General features: G+C 42.2%; 19 protein-coding genes. 13 read left to right on the top strand and 6 right to left on the bottom strand.

Going from position 1 to position 17,442, the window contains the following annotated elements; translation table 11 throughout:
* The first annotated feature begins 42 nt into the window (after nucleotides 1–42).
* The 10 genes from JZ784_RS16125 (at nucleotide 43) to JZ784_RS16080 (ending at nucleotide 10,900) form a co-directional block, all read left to right on the top strand.
* On the top strand, nucleotides 43–2,217 hold the full coding sequence (locus JZ784_RS16125) for a TonB-dependent siderophore receptor (RefSeq protein ID WP_346315578.1): 2,175 nt from the start codon (nucleotides 43–45) through the stop codon (nucleotides 2,215–2,217).
* A 58-nt stretch (nucleotides 2,218–2,275) separates the two neighbouring features.
* On the top strand, nucleotides 2,276–2,488 hold the full coding sequence (locus JZ784_RS16120; RefSeq protein WP_346315577.1) for a hypothetical protein: 213 nt from the start codon (nucleotides 2,276–2,278) through the stop codon (nucleotides 2,486–2,488).
* Nucleotides 2,489–2,578: 90 nt separating this feature from the next.
* A complete protein-coding gene (locus JZ784_RS16115; RefSeq protein WP_346315576.1) occupies nucleotides 2,579–2,869 on the top strand; it encodes a hypothetical protein in 291 nt (96 codons plus the stop codon).
* Between the two features lie 4 nt (nucleotides 2,870–2,873).
* The gene (locus tag JZ784_RS16110; protein WP_346315575.1) at nucleotides 2,874–4,484 is read left to right on the top strand and encodes a PepSY-associated TM helix domain-containing protein; all 1,611 of its coding nucleotides are present in this window, start codon (nucleotides 2,874–2,876) and stop codon (nucleotides 4,482–4,484) included.
* A 1,362-nt stretch (nucleotides 4,485–5,846) separates the two neighbouring features.
* Complete coding sequence (locus JZ784_RS16105) at nucleotides 5,847–7,082, top strand: MFS transporter (protein ID WP_346315574.1); 1,236 nt, start codon at nucleotides 5,847–5,849, stop codon at nucleotides 7,080–7,082.
* Between the two features lie 238 nt (nucleotides 7,083–7,320).
* Nucleotides 7,321–7,947, top strand: coding sequence for a 2'-5' RNA ligase family protein (locus tag JZ784_RS16100; RefSeq protein WP_346315573.1), 627 nt, complete (start codon nucleotides 7,321–7,323; stop codon nucleotides 7,945–7,947).
* A complete protein-coding gene (gene cobU / locus JZ784_RS16095; RefSeq protein WP_346315572.1) occupies nucleotides 7,944–8,465 on the top strand; it encodes a bifunctional adenosylcobinamide kinase/adenosylcobinamide-phosphate guanylyltransferase in 522 nt (173 codons plus the stop codon). The genes JZ784_RS16100 and cobU overlap by 4 nt, the downstream gene beginning before the upstream one ends.
* The gene (cobT, locus tag JZ784_RS16090) at nucleotides 8,462–9,514 is read left to right on the top strand and encodes a nicotinate-nucleotide--dimethylbenzimidazole phosphoribosyltransferase (RefSeq protein WP_346315571.1); all 1,053 of its coding nucleotides are present in this window, start codon (nucleotides 8,462–8,464) and stop codon (nucleotides 9,512–9,514) included. The genes cobU and cobT overlap by 4 nt, the downstream gene beginning before the upstream one ends.
* Nucleotides 9,515–9,554: 40 nt before the next feature.
* Nucleotides 9,555–10,148 (top strand): histidine phosphatase family protein, encoded by a 594-nt coding sequence (locus JZ784_RS16085; protein WP_346315570.1) that lies wholly within the window; start codon nucleotides 9,555–9,557, stop codon nucleotides 10,146–10,148.
* Nucleotides 10,149–10,153: 5 nt separating this feature from the next.
* Nucleotides 10,154–10,900, top strand: a complete 747-nt coding sequence (locus tag JZ784_RS16080; protein WP_346315569.1) for an adenosylcobinamide-GDP ribazoletransferase — start codon at nucleotides 10,154–10,156, stop codon at nucleotides 10,898–10,900.
* Nucleotides 10,901–11,531: 631 nt separating this feature from the next.
* On the opposite strand, the gene JZ784_RS16075 is transcribed toward JZ784_RS16080, so the two are convergent.
* Both JZ784_RS16075 and JZ784_RS16070 read right to left on the bottom strand, forming a co-directional pair.
* On the bottom strand, nucleotides 11,532–12,227 hold the full coding sequence (locus JZ784_RS16075) for an LrgB family protein (RefSeq protein ID WP_346315612.1): 696 nt from the start codon (nucleotides 12,225–12,227) through the stop codon (nucleotides 11,532–11,534).
* A gap of 16 nt (nucleotides 12,228–12,243) precedes the next feature.
* The gene (locus JZ784_RS16070) at nucleotides 12,244–12,690 is read right to left on the bottom strand and encodes a CidA/LrgA family protein (protein WP_346315568.1); all 447 of its coding nucleotides are present in this window, start codon (nucleotides 12,688–12,690) and stop codon (nucleotides 12,244–12,246) included.
* 99 nt (nucleotides 12,691–12,789) lie between these two features.
* Between JZ784_RS16070 and JZ784_RS16065 the strand changes: the two genes are divergently transcribed.
* Nucleotides 12,790–13,689: a LysR family transcriptional regulator gene (locus tag JZ784_RS16065; protein WP_346315567.1), complete on the top strand. Its 900-nt coding sequence runs from the start codon at nucleotides 12,790–12,792 to the stop codon at nucleotides 13,687–13,689.
* Between the two features lie 98 nt (nucleotides 13,690–13,787).
* On the top strand, nucleotides 13,788–14,270 hold the full coding sequence (locus JZ784_RS16060) for a helix-turn-helix domain-containing protein (protein WP_346315566.1): 483 nt from the start codon (nucleotides 13,788–13,790) through the stop codon (nucleotides 14,268–14,270).
* 27 nt (nucleotides 14,271–14,297) lie between these two features.
* On the opposite strand, the gene JZ784_RS16055 is transcribed toward JZ784_RS16060, so the two are convergent.
* From JZ784_RS16055 to tusD, 4 genes are read right to left on the bottom strand one after another with little or no spacing between them, the layout of a single operon-like run.
* Entirely contained in the window at nucleotides 14,298–14,609 is a 312-nt protein-coding gene (locus JZ784_RS16055) for a TusE/DsrC/DsvC family sulfur relay protein (protein WP_005009615.1), read from the bottom strand.
* Between the two features lie 20 nt (nucleotides 14,610–14,629).
* Nucleotides 14,630–14,926, bottom strand: coding sequence for a hypothetical protein (locus JZ784_RS16050; RefSeq protein WP_346315565.1), 297 nt, complete (start codon nucleotides 14,924–14,926; stop codon nucleotides 14,630–14,632).
* Between the two features lie 12 nt (nucleotides 14,927–14,938).
* Nucleotides 14,939–15,289 (bottom strand): hypothetical protein, encoded by a 351-nt coding sequence (locus JZ784_RS16045; RefSeq protein WP_346315564.1) that lies wholly within the window; start codon nucleotides 15,287–15,289, stop codon nucleotides 14,939–14,941.
* Between the two features lie 44 nt (nucleotides 15,290–15,333).
* Nucleotides 15,334–15,702: a sulfurtransferase complex subunit TusD gene (tusD, locus tag JZ784_RS16040; RefSeq protein ID WP_346315563.1), complete on the bottom strand. Its 369-nt coding sequence runs from the start codon at nucleotides 15,700–15,702 to the stop codon at nucleotides 15,334–15,336.
* An 840-nt stretch (nucleotides 15,703–16,542) separates the two neighbouring features.
* Here tusD and JZ784_RS16035 point away from each other — a divergent pair.
* Nucleotides 16,543–17,433, top strand: a complete 891-nt coding sequence (locus JZ784_RS16035) for an alpha/beta hydrolase-fold protein (RefSeq protein WP_346315562.1) — start codon at nucleotides 16,543–16,545, stop codon at nucleotides 17,431–17,433.
* The last annotated feature ends 9 nt before the right edge of the window (nucleotides 17,434–17,442 follow it).

Raw genomic sequence — 17,442 nt, 5'->3', positions numbered from 1 at the left:
ATTTATTTGTATAGTATCCAACCATTAGAAAATCATTTTTTAATGAGGGAAATTACTTTGAAAAGAACCATTTTATTTTTATCTCTAGCTGCATCTCCATTTTTTGCAATGGCTGAAGAAACTGTGTCACTGCCGACAATTGTAGTCAAAGCGGACTCACAAGAAACTGATGTGACGGGGAAACTTAAAACCAAAGCAACGCTGAATATTTTGGGTGAAAAAGATGTCCTTGATACGCCTTTTACGATTCGTAACTACAGTGATCAAGCCATTCAAGATTCACATGCTCACTCAATGATGGATGTCCTTAAAATTGATCCAAGCATTCGCACTACAACCAATACAGGCCATTTAAATGAAAATTTTAATATGCGCGGATTTGGCATTACTTGGGAAGATTATAATTTAAATGGGGCCTATGGCATGGCGCCAACAGGACGTATCACGACCGATATTTTAAGTTCTGTGACGGTATTAAAAGGTCCAAATGCATTGATTGCCGGCATGGCGCCTGGCGGCAGCGTTGGCGGGGTCATTATTGCCAATACGAAGCGGGCGGATAAAGACATTACCCGCGTGAGCGCTAATTTTGAAGATGAAGGCTATTATAAATCAGGTTTTGATATTTCACGCCGCTTTGGTGAGAACCAAGAATTTGGCGCACGTTTAAGTGCGAACCATGGCCAAGGCGAACACATTGTTGAGGGTCTGGAAGACGAAAGCACATCGGCCGTTTTGGCTTTAGATTGGACCACGGATAAAGCCAAAATCAATCTGGATGCATATAGCACCCAAGACAAGCGTGATGGCGGCTCGCCTGCGATGGTGTCATTTGCGCAATTGGGTAAAGTACTGGATGCGCCAGATGGCAAGAGTAATTTCTTCCCGAACATTCATGGCCGTCAATCCGCGCAATATATTGGCTTGTCTGGCGAATATAAACTGCTGGATAACTTGAAAGTGATTGCTGGTGCTGGAACTGTTGAGCAAAAGTATCAAGGGCATATTTTTGGTACACGCATGATTGTGACCAATGATGCAGGCGATGCGAACTCACAGTACTATCATGTCAATATGAAGCAAAATAATACCTCAGCAAATTTAGGTCTAGAGGGTGCTTTTAATACAGGTGCTATTTCACATACCGTGGGATTGCGTACGGACTATTTAAAAATTAAAAAAGATGCACAAGCTGGTCAAGGCTCAGAGCCTATAACTTTTATAACCAACTTATATAACCCAAGTGCAGGCGGATCAATGCCTGTTGATACACCAGAGGTTTTACCAACAGCAGACAATGAATATGTCAGCTACACTTTAACCGACCAAATGTCGATGCTGGATGATAAATTACAATTCATTTTGGGGCTGCGTTATCAAGATATCGATGTCGATAGTACGAGTTACACTCGAAACTATAGAACTGGCGTAATTACTAGTACAAATACGAAATATAGTGAAGATAAGCTCTCTCCGAGTTTAGGGATTGTCATTAAGCCATGGAGTGAAGATTTATCATTCTATGCCAGCTATGTAGAAGGTTTATCACAAGGCAGTACTGTAAATAATACATTAGATGCAAATTACGGCAAAACTTTTGCGCCGTTCCAAACCAAGCAATATGAAGTGGGTACAAAATATCAGCATGGTTCATGGCTGCACACTTTAGCGGCATATCAAATTGATAAGCCAAGTACGATCACAGAATTTTATGCAACGACGGTCAATGGTGTGTCCCAAATCACCACCGATGGCGGTGAAACAACTTCGAAAGGGGTTGAATATGGTTTCTCTGGCAACGTGACTGATGATGTAATTGTCTGGGGCAACTTGGCCTATATTGATGTTGAATATAAGAAAGGGATGAATGGCAAGGTAGATATCTCAGGGAATACCGTTGAAGGTCAGCCTGAATTTACTGCTGGCTTGGGTGTTGAATATAAACTTCCCTATGTGGATGGCTTAAGCTTTAATGCGCGCGGCACCTATGTGGATAATCAATATTTAAATAATACCAATACCTTAGAATTGCCTGATTATGCTTTGCTTGATTTAGGCGCGAAATATACGGCCAATATTGGCGGAGTAGATACAACCTTCCGCGCCAATGTAGATAACGTGACGAATGAAAAATATTGGGCGGGTGTATTCAACAGCGGCTTTACCACATTAGGCGCAGGCCGTACTTATAAACTGGGTGTGAGTTTTGATTTCTAATCTCTAAGAATATTTAGTGTTAACGAAATTCTAAACGCAAGAAACGGGATATCTTCCAATGGCTGGAACGGTATCTCGTATTTTTCCATTTTTAAAGGGTGTAAGTTTTGAAATTCCTTGCATTTTCTTTTGTTTTTATTGGCAGCATTTTGCTGTATTGCACGCACCCAAACCAGCGCTTGGTTCAGGCGGTTTTGCCACCGTTTTATCGTTGGATTGGCCTTGGCTGTGTGGTTTTATCGCTGCTTCTTTTTTTAGCAGCTTTGCCTAAGCTCGCTGCAATTTATATGTGGCTGTTAACCATGCTGGTCGTGTGGACATTTTTACCATTTATACCGCTGATGATTAAAAAGAATAGCCCATGAACTCATTTTTTCAACAGAAAATTCAATCTGACTGGTGGTCAAAATCCTTTGCTGGAATATGCTTAGGTTTTATTTTTTCCTTATTCTGCGCATCAATTATTACATTATGGGCCATTCAAAATCTAAGCCCAAGTTTGGCGCCGCAATTAGGCATGTGGTCTATTCCCTGGATTTGGCTGCCTGTATGTTTTATTGCGTACTTTATACCCAAAGGCTGGCAGTCCATTTTAATTTTTACGGTATTGAATATTTTGGCTTACGGCATTTTATGTTGGATGCGAGGTTGATGACATGAAAGTGCGTACTGATATTATTCGCCATGCTAAAACGCTGCATACATGGGCTGGAATTACCTCTGGGATTTTTTTATTTATCTGTTTCTTTGCTGGCGGCCTCAGCATGTTTCAGCATGACTTGAGCCGATGGGCAACACCGCCACAGCAGCAGTTGCAGCCCATTTCAGCAGCTCAATATGATCCGCTTATTCAGCAAGTTCAGGCACAATATCCAGAAACAAGAAAAAGTTACCAATTAAATTTTAATTCCAAAGAATTTTATAATGCGCCAATGCAGTGGCAAACACCTGTACTGAAAGGGCAGGATGATCATGATTTCAACACACATCAGCAAAGTATGCTCGCCACCCTAAATGCAGATGGCGCATTGCAGGTTAAACAAGAAAACTTGTCGAAATTGGGCTGGCTGATCGAGCAGCTGCATGAAACGGCAGGTATTCCAGGGACTTTAGGCCATCACACCATAGGTGTGTATGTGATGGCGATCATTTGTGTCTTGTATTTTCTAGCGTTAATGACAGGTTTAATCATCTTATTGCCGACTTTGGTGAAGGATTATTTTGCAATTCGTGCCGGTAAAAATAAAAAAAGGTTTTGGCTGGATGCCCACAATGTGGTTGGAATCACCAGTTTCCCGTTTCATATTATTATCAGTGTCACCGTTATTTCTTTTGCCTTTCATGATGTTTTTTATGATGCGATCGATAGATTAATTGCCAAGGAAAAGCCTGCGCGGCCGCCAGCTGTTAAGATTGCAGAGCCTATTGAACCTTTAAATATTGAAAAACTGCTGGAAAAAATTCAGCAGCAAGCACCTGAATATCAGGTCAGTTCAATCAGCTTCAATAATTTAGATGTGCCCGAAAAAGCGTCTGCACGCGTTAATTTATACAGTGCAGATCAAATGCTGCGCGGTGACCGTTTTGATGTCATGATGTTTAATCCTTATTTAAATAAACCATTAAATACCAACAATTTAAATACACATGCAACAGCGATGGATCAAGTGGTCCGCTCGATGTTTAGTTTACATTTTGGTAATTATGGTGGAAACCTCACGCGCTGGTTATATTTAATTTTAGGTTTGGGCGGCGCTTTCCTCTTTTATTCTGGCAATTTACTCTGGATTGAATCGCGTCTGAAACGGCAAAAAAATATTGAGTCAGCGCCGCCAAAGCAGCGTAAGGATGTTATGGCGATTGCCAATCTTACAGTTGGGGCATGTTTAGGCTGTATTTTTGCCGTAGTGAGCAGCATGTTAATTGGCCGTTGGGGCTATGTTCTATATGCAGAATTAAGCAGTGTAAATCATTTGTTTTTGTATAGTTATTATGCGGTCTTTTTACTGAGCATTGTATATGGTTTTACGGTTGGCGCAGGGAAAGCATTGCCGCAGCTTTTATTTGCCATTGCATTGGTATTGTGCTGCCTGCCGTTGACATCTTTCATCGCACTGATATTTCCTCAGCTGGGTATATGGGCTTCAATGTCATCGTTATGGTGGATTGATATCTTTGCTATCGCTTTCGCAGCGCTCTTTATTTGGTTTTATTTGAAAGCGAAGCACCGTCAAAAACATGCAGCAGAAAACAGCATATGGGCTTAATTGATTAAATCATCCCTTTGAGCCTAGAGATCCATCTGGGCTCATTTATTTTTGAAATTTGAACGATCATAAGATAGGTTTTATTGTAGCCATATCAAAAAGTGGACATTTACTAATTACGAAATGATCCAAACTTAAGCCTGCATCTAAAATCTATCTTATCCCATGGGCCTTCTTACAGCCGCGCTTTGGTGAGTCGTGGGCAATCTTTCGATCTGTTTTATGCATCGCTAAAAGGTAAACACGGACGAAATCATGAGATATTGCATCACAACGTGGCAGATAAATTTACAGTATTAGGCAGGACATCTACCCAAGCTATAATTTAAATTTGGATATTTTAAGGCTGCTTTAAATTTTAAATGTTGATATAAAAAAACGAGTGACTGAAAAGTGTATGCAAAGCGCCAGCGTTAATTAAAAGTTTATCATTTTAGTGGGTTTTTTGCATAATAATGCGCGATCAAAATACAGTCTTAATCAATTAACAAATCCTGCATTGAGTAAGTTTATCGTTTAGATCTTCTGAATTAATAAATGGTGTTTCAACTAGTAACATTTTACCAATGATTAAAAAATAAATTTTGGGTTTAAATGATATTTTATAATTTAAATACATAATATATAAATTGTTTTTTACATATAGTAAAAACATAAATTATTATGTTTTTGAGTTTTTATGCAATTTTTATAGCTAAGGCAATAAGTTAATTTAACTGCTTATTTTAAGAATAAGTGAATAATTAGCCATGAATAAAGATTTCGAACTATATGTCTTATATCAAATATATGAATTTCTTATTGAGCGCGAGGGATTCAATAAAAAAAGTCCTCATAATCAGGTTTTAGACTTCTTTAAAGAAGCGCATTTAGGGGCAGTTTCTGATTTTATCATTTCGAGCCCAAGCAGTTTGCGTGGAAAATTTGGAAATGTTACTCAGATCAATTTACTCAATGTTCCTTTATTTAGAGATAAGGATAGGTTTATTAAATGGGCCTATAAACAATTAAATTAACTGTACCTAAACCATAGTTAGAAAATAGAGACCCCACTAAATGAAGGGATAGCGGGGTCTTTTAGTTAATAATATATTTTTGTAAGACTATTAATTTGTTGTGAGGTATCTCTGCTAAAGAAAAAATACGGCCAGCACATAAGGCCTTGGCGTGTATCACCTTTGGAATGCCGATGGCAAGTCCATGACCCGCTTTCAATCCTTCCCGCGCAGGGCAGAACCTATGGATATCCTGAAGCATGCATTGTATTAAGCCATTAGCGCCAAATGCAATGCATCGAAAAAAGCTGGCGCATGCTGCCTTTTTTGCTTTATAACCATGTCAGCCCTGTAAATGATTAAAATAATGAATCAAAATAATAAAATTTTTATTGCAGCCAGCCTTGCCAATGGCGCAAGCTTTTCCATGATTTTACCGATGCTGGCGCCGCTGGTGCGCAAGCTGCGGCTGTCTGAACTGCAAGCCGGCGCCATGGTGTCTATCGGCGCATTGCTTATGGCTATAGCGGCAATCTATATCAGCAAGCATCAGCAAAAATACTCCATTTTTCAGCTGTTGAGCATCGGCTTTGTTGGCATGGCTGTGACTTGGGGTGTTTTTACTGGGGTATTGATGTATGGGCTGGCTGCACATCTTTCTTTATTGGTTTTGTTTACACTGCTGATGATTTCTCGCGCCAGTACCGGCTTATTTATGGCCATGCCGCAAATCGCGCTGCAAACATATGTGATGACCCGCTATGGCAATGAACAGGCGCGTGCGCAAAGCATGTCTAAATTTGGCGCACTGAATAGTGTCGGAGTGGTTTTTGGGCCGCTTTTGACAACGCTGCTGCTGTCTCAAGGGATGCTGGCGCCGTTATGGGCCGCAATATTGATACTTGCCGGCATTAGCGCTGTGATTGTATTCACTTTTGATCGTGAAGAAACAGCACCGCAACTGAAAGTGCTGAACTTTGAAAATCAGCAGCTGGTCAATTTACAGGATGGCATTCAGTTCAGTTTTAAGCAATGCTTTTCATGGCTGCTGCTGGGTTTTAGCCTGTATTTAGCTATTGTTACCTTGAATTTAACGGCAGGGTTTTATATTCAGGATCATTTCAAAACGGGTATTGTGCAGGGAGCAGTATCATTTGCGCAATGTTCGCTGATTGTCGGGATTTCATTGGTTGCCATGCAAAGCTTAATCTCTAAATATCTGCAATGGCCAGTACAGCGGCTGCTTTGGGTTGGTTTAATCACCATGCTCACTGGGCTGCTGATTTCAGTGACTACACAGCACTTGCATATTTTTCAAGCAGCTTATGTGCTGTACGGTATTTCCGTAGCTTGTTTGATTCCTGCCTTTACCACGGGCGCTGCCCAGACCGCGCCGCAAGCCATGCAGGCTAAAATTGCCAGCCTGTGCACAGCAACACAGGCGCTTAGCTTTGTAGCGGGGCCGCTGATCAGTACAGGGCTGTATCAATGGCATTCGGCTTATCCCTATTATTTTTTAATTTTCAATGTTGTTGCGCTGATGGCTTATTTTGCAGTCAAAGCGCAGTTCACTAATGCACAGCCTCAGATGGCAAAGGAGTAGATTGCATTCATCGGTATTTTTTAAATGAATGGGAAAAGGGCAGTATCAGCAATAAGGCAAGCAGTTTAAGTGCTTCCGTTATATTCAAATTTCAGTGGGATTGCTGAGTGATTGCATAGAAGTCTTTTTGCAGAATGAATAAAATTCAGTTCAAAATGAATATTGCTAAAGCAACAAGCCATCCTAATTATTCACATTCATGCTTAAATATATGAAATAATTTCATTGTGATGTGCGTGTGTTTCTTTTGCCTTCAACGCCAGTGGTGCCAACGCTTGCACACAACTATCCTGAGTGGCATAAAGGCCGTACCGCATTTTCCCTCTGGTATTTAGAGGTTCATTCTCCTGAGCTGCTCAATTATTTAGAGCAGCTTCGTGCGGAATTTTCAGATTTTTTATTTCAGCCCAACACCCGCCAGTTTCATATTACTTTATTTATCTGCGGTTTTTGGGAACAATATAAGCAATTCGACGACGATTTTAACTTTCAGCAGTTAGATGCGCAGACGCTCCAATTGCAAAAGCTGAACCTTTCGCCGTTTAAACTGAAAACAGGCAAAATCAACAGTTTTGAAAGCGCGTTGTTTATTGAAGTAGAAGATAGCCAAGGCATTTTAAAATCAATCCGCCGGCAGTTTTATCAATGTTCAAACGAAATTGCGCCGCTCAGCTATTGCCCGCATATTACAATTGGCTTATATGGCCATGCCTTGAACAGCAATGATGTGTTTTTGCGCATGCAGAAAATCGAGCAGCGCACTTTTGAGATCGATGTGCAGCAGCTGACTTTTGGCACCTATGCAGCGCAGCAGCTGCAAGGGCCGCTTTCAGCACATCAGCAATTTAATCTGGACAGCTTATGATTCAATTCATTTTAGGCGGTGCGCGTTCTGGTAAAAGCCGCTTAGCGGAACAGACCGCTATTGCATCGAACAAGCCTGTTACATATATCGCAACGGCTCAGGCTTGGGATAATGAAATGCAGGAACGTATTGCGCACCATCAGGCACAGCGCCCTGCAGCTTGGACATTGGTGGAAGAGCCCTTGCATTTGGCAGTGCGCTTGAAGCAGCTGGACCAAGCGGGGCACGTGATTTTAGTGGACTGTCTGACGCTGTGGATGAGCAACCTCTTAATGCAAAAAGATGAGAACATTCAAGCAGATGAATGCGCTCAATTATTGCAGGTTTTACCTGTATTGCAGGCCGAGATCTTGCTGGTTAGCAATGAAACAGGTTTGGGCGTTGTGCCGATGGGGCAAATCAGCCGTAAATTTGTGGATGAAAGCGGCCGCCTGCACCAGCAATTGGGGCAGATTGCTGACAAAGTTGTATTTTGTGTCGCGGGTTTTCCCATGATTTTGAAAGGAGATAAAGCATGAACTGGTGGTTAGATGCGTGCAAAACGCCAAGTGAAGAAGCAAGACAGCAAGCTGAGGCGCGCCAGCTTCAACTCACTAAGCCGACAGGGTCATTGTCTGAGTTAGAACGTACTGCAGTACAGCTGGCAGCTTTGCAAAATCAGGCGAAGCCAGAAGTGACACTGCCATGGATTGCTATTTTCGCAGGCGATCATGGCGTAATGGAAGAAAATATCTCAGCTTATCCGCAAGCGGTAACCCGTCAAATGCTGCAGAATATTGCATCTGGCGGCGCCTGCATCAGTGTGATTGCCAAAGAATATCATGCCCAGCTGCAGGTGATTGACTGCGGTTCAGTAGGTGATGCCTATGAATATGCCGGGGTAGAACGCCATTGCATTATTCCTGGCACAGCCAATTTTGCTAAACAGCTTGCCATGACTGAAGCGCAGTGCATAGATGCGGTGAATTTAGGCCGTCAAAGCGCTGAAAAAGCGTTGGCACAAGGCGCTTCGATTTATATTGCTGGTGAAATGGGGATTGGCAATACCTGTTCAGCATCTGCTGTCTCCTGCTTTTTATTAAATGAACCAGCAGAGCAGCTGACAGGTGTAGGCACTGGGATTCGCGCTGAGCAGCTGGCGCATAAAAAGCAGGTTATTGATCAGGCCTTGGCGCTGCATAAAGATTATGTAGGTACAGATGCTTTCAAGGCTTTGTGTGCTGTAGGCGGTTTGGAAATTGCAGCCATGGCGGGGGCATATATCCGATGCGCGCAAATTGGCTTGCCTATTGTGGTGGATGGCTTTATTTCAACAGTATCTGCGTTAGTGGCTGTACGGCTGAATCCAGCAGTCCATGACTGGATGCTGTTTGGGCATCAATCTGCAGAGTATGGCCACCGCCGCCTGCTGGATGAGCTGAAGGCTGAACCATTGCTGAAACTGAATTTACGCTTAGGTGAAGGCAGCGGTGCGGGAGCATCTCTAGGGGTGATTAAGCTGGCATGCAGCCTGCACAATAACATGGCCACTTTTGCTGAAGCCGCAGTAACCGGTGAAAAAGTTTAATCCTATTCAGGCATAATAGTTCAAGGATTTGGTAAATCAGATGTTTCAGATTGATCTGCTTCGGCATGGAAAAACGGCATTAAGCCATACTTTGCGCGGATCGACTGATGATGCGCTGACCGCTGAGGGCTGGCTGCAAATGCAGCGCACATTAGACCAGTCTTTGGCAATGCAGCGGCAATGGGATGTGATTGTCTGTTCGCCGCTGCAGCGCTGCCACCAATTTGCGGCACAGGCTGCACAGCAGCTGGGTCTGGAATTGATGATTTTGCCAAGTCTGCAAGAAATGCATTTTGGTGACTGGGAAGCCGTAGAAGTACAGCATCTTTATGACACTGAACCGAAAGCGCTGGAACGGTTCTGGCTGCAGCCCACGCGTTTCAGCCCGCCAAATGCTGAAACGATGCAGGATTTTGAAAATCGGGTAATGTCGGGGCTTGGGCAAATGCTTCAAATTTTGCAAAGCCATAAATATCAGCGGGCGCTGGTTGTGACCCATGGCGGTGTGATTAAGCTGCTGAAATGCAAGGCGCTGAATCAGCCTCTGGATGACATCTTAAAAATGAATGCAGAACTGGGCCAGTTAAGCCATTTTGAAATGCCGGATGCTGAAACGATTTATTTAAGTGAGTAGCATAGATGACGCCATTTTGGATTGCATTGCAATTTCTGACGGTATTTCCAGTCCAATTAAAAGCAATGCCCAGCAAGCAGCAAAATGGCCAATCCTTGCTGTTTTATCCAGTGGTCGGGCTGATGATAGGCGTCATTCTTTTTGCAATTGCTTATATATTGCAGGCCATTCCAGCCATACTGCTGTCCAGTTCAATTTTGGTGATTTGGATTTGGCTGACTGGCGGGCTGCATCTGGATGGTTTGGCTGATACTGCTGATGCCTGGGTGGGCGGCTTTGGCGATGCAGAACGGACTTTGAAAATTATGAAAGATCCCGCCTGCGGGCCGATTGGCGTACTCAGCCTGATTATCATCTGTTTATTAAAGTGGTCAGCGATTTATCTGCTGCTGCAAAAACAGCTGTACAGCGCGCTTATTCTTTTTCCAATTTTAGGCCGTTTGGCGCCTTTATTTTTATTTCTCACAACTCAATATGTGCGCGCCAAGGGTTTAGGCAATTCAATGGCTGATTTTATTCCGCGCACAGCTTCATGGGGACTGTTTAGCGCAGTAATTGCCGCGTCTGGGTATTTTTCATGGCTGGGGTTGATTGCCAGTATCAGTACATTAATCACCTTGCTTTACCTGCGCCGTAAATTTATACAGCGGATCGGTGGAATTACCGGGGACACCGTTGGAGCCGGTATTGAAATTTCCGAATGTGTCAGCTTATTGGCTTTTGTGATTGGCAGTTTTTATCTTGCTGTTTAAATGAAATATATTGATCAGAAAATGATGGGGTAAATAATCGTATGAGTCGAATAATTATTCACACGGCCATTTTCAATATTAATGACTAATGAATTTTAAGCAGCAGGAAAGCTAGTATTTGCTTTTACAGAACAGCATTTATCTATTAATTCATACACATCAGTTCGAGTTCATGCCTTTGGACAGCAATCAAAATCAGCTGCCCAGCGGCTTTATATTTACCGATCATCAGCAGACGGCCCGTATCCTATTGGCGTAAATGGCACCGCATTGCCTTAAGAGGTGACTGCAGGCGGGCATGAGTTTTTGTGAAATATGGAAAGCAAGAATGCCGTGCCAGACAATGGCTCAATGCAGCGAGAAGATAATCATATTCAGGGCCTTTCTCCACCATTCAATCTGAACTGAGCTGCATGGCTAATCGCAGGGTCGGAGATTAAGCTGGAATACTGCTGCCGCGCAGCCGCATGCCTTAAAAACTGCGATACTGTTAATGTGCATGTGGCATACCGGATCTCTCCAGATCTGCCGGTAGGCGAGTATAAAGACCAATTGTTAGTTTTTATAGCATACTGATCATGCATTTTAATTGCGGGGAACCAGCACTTAAATTGATAACAGTGATGCTCACTTAATTTAAAAGCCATACCGCAGTGTGAATTAAACTAGGCCCTAAAAGCACCATAAAAACACCTGCCAGCACCATGCTGAGACAGGCGGCTACACCTTCTTCTTTATGGCGCATAAAAGCCTTGCTGGTGCCAAAGCCATGCGCTGAATTGCCTAAAGCGGAACCTTGCGCAAATTTAGAATGCAGCTTCAACCCAGCCAATACAAGGTCAGCAAATGCAACGCCTGCAATACCGGTAATCATGGTGAATAAAATGACTAATTCGACAGAGCCGCCTAAATGAGATGTCAACTCCATGGCAAATGGTGTTGAAATAGACCGCGCCATTAAGCTGTAGGTTGTTTCCTGATTAAAGCTGAATAACTGGGCCAGATAAAATGCGCTGATAATACCTGACAGCATGCCGGCCACAATACCTAGGCTGATCGAAAACAGATGGTTTTTAATGACTTGGCGGTATTCATAAATTGGAATGGCGAATGCAACGGTTGCAGGCCCAAGCATCCAGACAATCCATTGATTTTCTTGCATATAAGTATCATAAGAAACATGAAATACCAGCATGAAGATGATTAATATAAACGGCACGAATAAGGCTGGCGACAGCAGCATATATGGAAATTTGCGGTGAAGCTTTTTCACCAGTACATAGCCGATCAGCGTTAAAGCCAAACAGATGACAGACATAAAATTGATATGAAGGATGTTCATTTTATTTGCCATGCACTATTTTATGATTGGAAGCGTCTTGCTGTTTTTTATGGTTTTTAAATTTTGATTCAAGTTTAAAGCCAAAGAACACACAATAAGCCGTACAGACCATCACGCAGACAGTTCCTAAAACGACAGCCACAATAAGCTGCCAGCCTTGGGTCAAAAAAAGCGCTTTGTATTTAATCAGCCCGACAACAATCGGCACAAAGAACAGCACCAGTTCCGCTAAAATCAAATCCGAGCCTTGTTTGATCCATTGCAGCTTGAAGAGGCCGCTCAGTAGAGCTGCTGTCAGCAGCAGCAGTCCAATAACCCCAGCAGAAATAGGAAGATTGAGACTTCTTTGGATCAAAGCGCCCATCCACCAAATGAGCACCAGCAAAGCAAGCTGTGCTGCTGTTTTTAACAAGTGTGTGAATTTGGGGTATTGCCTTAAAGTGAACATATCTGACTAAATTAATTGGAATAACGCTATTTTAAAATTGACCCATGTTAATAATTATGAATAATAAAAAAATAATTATGCTTATTTGGAATAATTTAGGTGGATATTAAGGCATTAAATGTTTTTGTCACTATTGTGCAGAAGCAAAGCTTCAGCCTGGCTGCAGAAGAATTGTGCGTAACGCAGCCCACGATCAGCAAGATGATCCGCCAGCTGGAAGATGAAATAGGCGTTCCTCTGTTTCATAAAGGCAGTGCTGGGCGCAAGCGTGAAGCCGTCATGACCAATATCGGCGAAAAAATTTATCAGCATGCCTTGGTCATTTTAAATGAACAGCAGCGGATTACTGAAACAGTGACTCAAGTTCGCGCGTTAAAGCAGGGTAAATTGACTTTGGGCCTGCCGCCGCTCAGCTCCGTTTTGCTGAGCGCTTTAATTGCCCAATTTCACCGTCAATATCCAAATATTGAATTGAGTTTTTTTGAAGTCGGCGCAGCAGGTATTGAAGACGCAATTCTTGAAAAAAGAATTGATGTTGGCATTATTTTAGGACATTTAAAACCGTTCTTGAGCGGCATTCAAATTATGAACTCACCGCTGTGCCTGCTGTCGCACAGGCAGTCACAATGGCATGACCGCGAACAGGTGTCTTTAATCGAGTTGAAAGAAGAATCTTTTATGCTGTATGCCGATACGTTTACTTTAAATAACATGATTATTCAGGCCTGCAATTATGTCGGATTTGAGCCTAAAGTTGTGTGTAAAAGCAGCCAGTGGGACTTTATTGTTAAAATGGTTGAATCCAATGTCGGCATCGCATTGCTGCCTAAAATTTATTGCGATCAGCTGGATCAGCAAAAGTATAATGTCAGCCTTTTGGAAAATCCCAATTTGAACTGGACGCTCAGCATGGCATGGAACACGACCGTGGCGATGAGTCCGGCAACGCGCGCGTGGCTGGACATTATAGAGCGGCATTTGGATGAAATTCGTTTTTAGGCACTTTTTCAGATGAAAAGATTGAGCAAGTTATGCTTTCCAAAACAGATTTATTCCATTAATTTTAGCTTTATACATCATGCAGCAGGTTAATCAACATGAAATGGGACGATATCGGCAGTCAGCCGTGTTCAATAGCGCGGACATTATCAATATTAGGTGACCGCTGGACCATGCTGATTCTGCGCAATGCATTTATGGGCATGCGCCGTTTTGATGATTTTCAGCAAAATTTAGGCGTAACCCGCCATGTCTTGTCAGAACGTTTAAAGCGCTTGGTTGAACATGAAATTTTAATGAAAGCCGCTTATTTTGACCGGCAGGAACGTTTTGAATACCGTTTAACGGATAAAGGGCTTGAGCTGTATCCAATCTTGCTGTCTATGTCAAAATGGGCGGATAAATGGATGGATGACGGACTCGGCGCGCCTGTTCAATATATCCATCAAGGCTGCGGAGAATTATTTCATCCGGTTTTGGTCTGTTCCGAATGCCGGGAAGAGGTCCATGCCAAACAGGTTAAGCCGGTTTTTACCCGGAGCTATTACAATCTGATAAATTCTGAGCAAAAACAGGCTTAACTTGAAATATTTAAGTGCTTAATTCATTTATAAACAATTTGCAGGTTTTGGAACACCTGCCAAACGGCTGAGATGGCGTGCGACTAAGCCTGTTTTAAATTTATCCTGCAGAAGGGCATTGTCTATTTCAGGACTGACCGTTTTCATTAAAAACTTAATCAGCGGGCGGGTGGCAGGTGAATGGCCAAATTGCTGATAAAACTGACGGACGGCCTGCAGCACTTCAAAATGCCAAGAAGTCAGCTCCAACTCTAAAGTTTTTGCCAGTTCTTGCGCAACAGCTTCATTCCAAATGGTGTAATCGACTAAATGACCATCTTGGTCGAGTTCTAAGTTCATTTCTAAAACCGATATTTAATTTATTTGATAGAAATACAGCGGGTAAATTGCAGGCACAGCGCTGCGAATTGTTCATAATTAATCAGCTGAATATTCTCTGGAGCTGAATTCAGCAGCGGCTGTTCACATTCCTGCACGTAGCAGTGTTCCAATGCCTGAATCGCCTCATGCGCTGCATGCATGACCGATTCGCCCATGAGAACGACCTGATTGCCGCTGGTATAGAGCTGCCGCAATTTAGAAAGCGCCAATGGAGCCGCAGCATAGCTGGCTTGTATAAGATATAAAGTATTTTCTGAGGACTTTTTGCCGGACATATATTTCACCGCTTACCAGAACAGAACATGGTCAAATTGTTGAATGAGCGCGGCATTAAACTCCGTGAACTCAAGCTCTTGTGCTGAATGTTGAACAAAGGGATTGTCTCTATGCTGTTCTTCAATCAGCACAGGCGTCAGATCATAGAATTCAAAACTGTCGACCATATTCGATGCAATCTTGAATGCATGTTTCAATTGATTAAATTCAAGTTCAGATGCCAGCAGGCTTAATGCGCCATCTTGCAGTAAAACCCTGACCTCACAGCCAAATGTCGCAAGCACCATTGTGGCAGACAAACTTTCATGCACCTGCAGGCTGGATAAGTTCGGCTGGGTTAAGATAACAAGTACAGTATTCACACAATCAACCTTTTAAATGCTGCAAATTTTAGGAAATTTAGATCTTAAAATTGAATTAACCGCTGCGAGGATTGAACCGCATCGGCCAGTTCACCAAGGCCAACCAGCTCGAAGCCTTCGGCAAGATTATGCTGTTGAATATTGTGCCGCTGGGCATTTTCCTGATCCGTAATTCCGCGGGCCAATGCCGCGCTGACGCAAACCGGCAAGCGAATAGCAAGTTTCTGCCATTCTGACGTCAGTTTGCGCTGATCATCCGGTACCCATTGCAGGGCATTGGCTGCTGCAACACCATCCTGGTAGAAAAATACGCGGAACTCTTCTTCCTTGTTTTGCAAAGCCTGAGCTAGGCCTAAAGCATGCCAGGCATGAATAGAAGTAGGCGAGGAGGTTATCAGTAATAAAGTGCTCATTTGAAATTCACTGCGGAAACTGGCAATTGCAGTTAGCTTGCCCAGACTTCATAAGAAAAAGGCATTATACAATGATTTTGCGCAGCATCTAAATAATTTGGTGCTTTATGTGGGAATTATTTTTTAAATAAGTATTTAAAAACAATAAATTATGATATTTTTTAAACTAAAGAACTCCTTTTTTATCTGCACAGAATTCTCTAGGTTTTCTTTCATTTTCTACTTTGTTGATCAACTAAAATACAGTCTGCACCTAACTGCAGCTCTTTTTTGCTGCCTGTGCTATACAGCCAAGATAACTTATTTTTTATAACCAAGAGGATTGGGTCATTTAAATTATTTTTGTTCTTTTGATTTATATTCGGCAAAAGAAAGCCATGCAACAGTAGGGTTGATTGATAAATACTGACCCTAATTTAGTGGACTTCGTTCCAAAAATAAAACCCTATATAAAATAGGGTGAGATAGGTGTTACTTAGTTATTGCAGGTTTGCTTAGCCTTCAAACCTTAGACACAGCATAGCTGGACAAGATGACAGAATAATTAAAAGATAGATGAGCAAAGCTATTTTTTCTTTGTATAAAAAATTATAAGCAGGACAATGATCAGTAAAATGATGGCTGTAATGAATGTATATTCAAGCATAAATTACTCCAATAAAAATTGTCTATAAATAATATGGTACTCGCCCGAGTAAATGATGAATAGAAGAAAATGGTTACGCTTTATATTGAGGTAAAGGTATTAATTATCATTTGATAATGATAATTAATACCTTGTAGTATGTGGCAACTGACTTAGAACTTAAATGAACAATGACTCTTTGCTTAAAAAATATAATGGCCTATTCATTGGCTGCCGTTTTTGCCATGGGGATGAATGTGGCGGCACATGCAAAACCGGACATCAAACCGCTTGGCGCCAATATTGCAGAATTGGGCTCCGAATATTACAGCTTTAAAGTCAAAGAGTTTGCATCAAACGATAATAAGCGGATATATAAAGTTTGGCTAGGTATCCCCAAGACCAATCAAAATATTCAACAAAAGTTGCCTGCTGTATTCATGCTGGATGGCAACGCAGTGATGTCTCATCTGAATGATCCACTACTGAAAGCCTTAACTGAAAATGATTCGCCAGTGTTGGTCGCTATAGGCTATAAGACAAACTTGCCGTTTGAATCTGCTTCGAGATCCTTAGACTACACGCCAGCAGATATGGCTGCCGGTCAACCGGCAGCTGATCCGCGAAGCCCTGAGCGCATGAGCGGCGGAAGTGCAGAATTTAGAAAGGTGCTTTTAAATAATATTGCCCCGTGGGTAGAGCAAAACGTTAAATTGGATGCCAATAAGAGAGCTGTATGGGGTCATTCATATGGCGGTCTATTTGTATTGGACAGCTTGCTGGCAGGGGATTATTTCAGTCATTACTTTGCGGCAAGTCCATCACTGTCATGGGCCGATAATAGAATGATGGATAAAATTAATGCTGTTAAAATTAAAGCGCCGACTGAGAAGCATGTATTGCTGATGGAAGGCGATGTTTCAATGAATGATGGCGAAAAGCAAAGTTCAAATTTTGATATGAACGGAATCGATAAAAACAGAAAAATACTATCGAATTTTGATGAGCAGGGTATTGATGCAAAATTTTTGATTTATCCCAACTTAAAGCATGGCCAAGTATTCAAAGCATCCCTTATGGATGTGCTGCTGAATAAATTGCATTAATCTTTAAAA

The sequence above is a fragment of the Acinetobacter sp. CWB-B33 genome (assembly GCF_039655955.1).
Lineage (GTDB): Bacteria > Pseudomonadota > Gammaproteobacteria > Pseudomonadales > Moraxellaceae > Acinetobacter > Acinetobacter bouvetii.
This window is presented reverse-complemented; position numbering and strand designations above follow the sequence as displayed.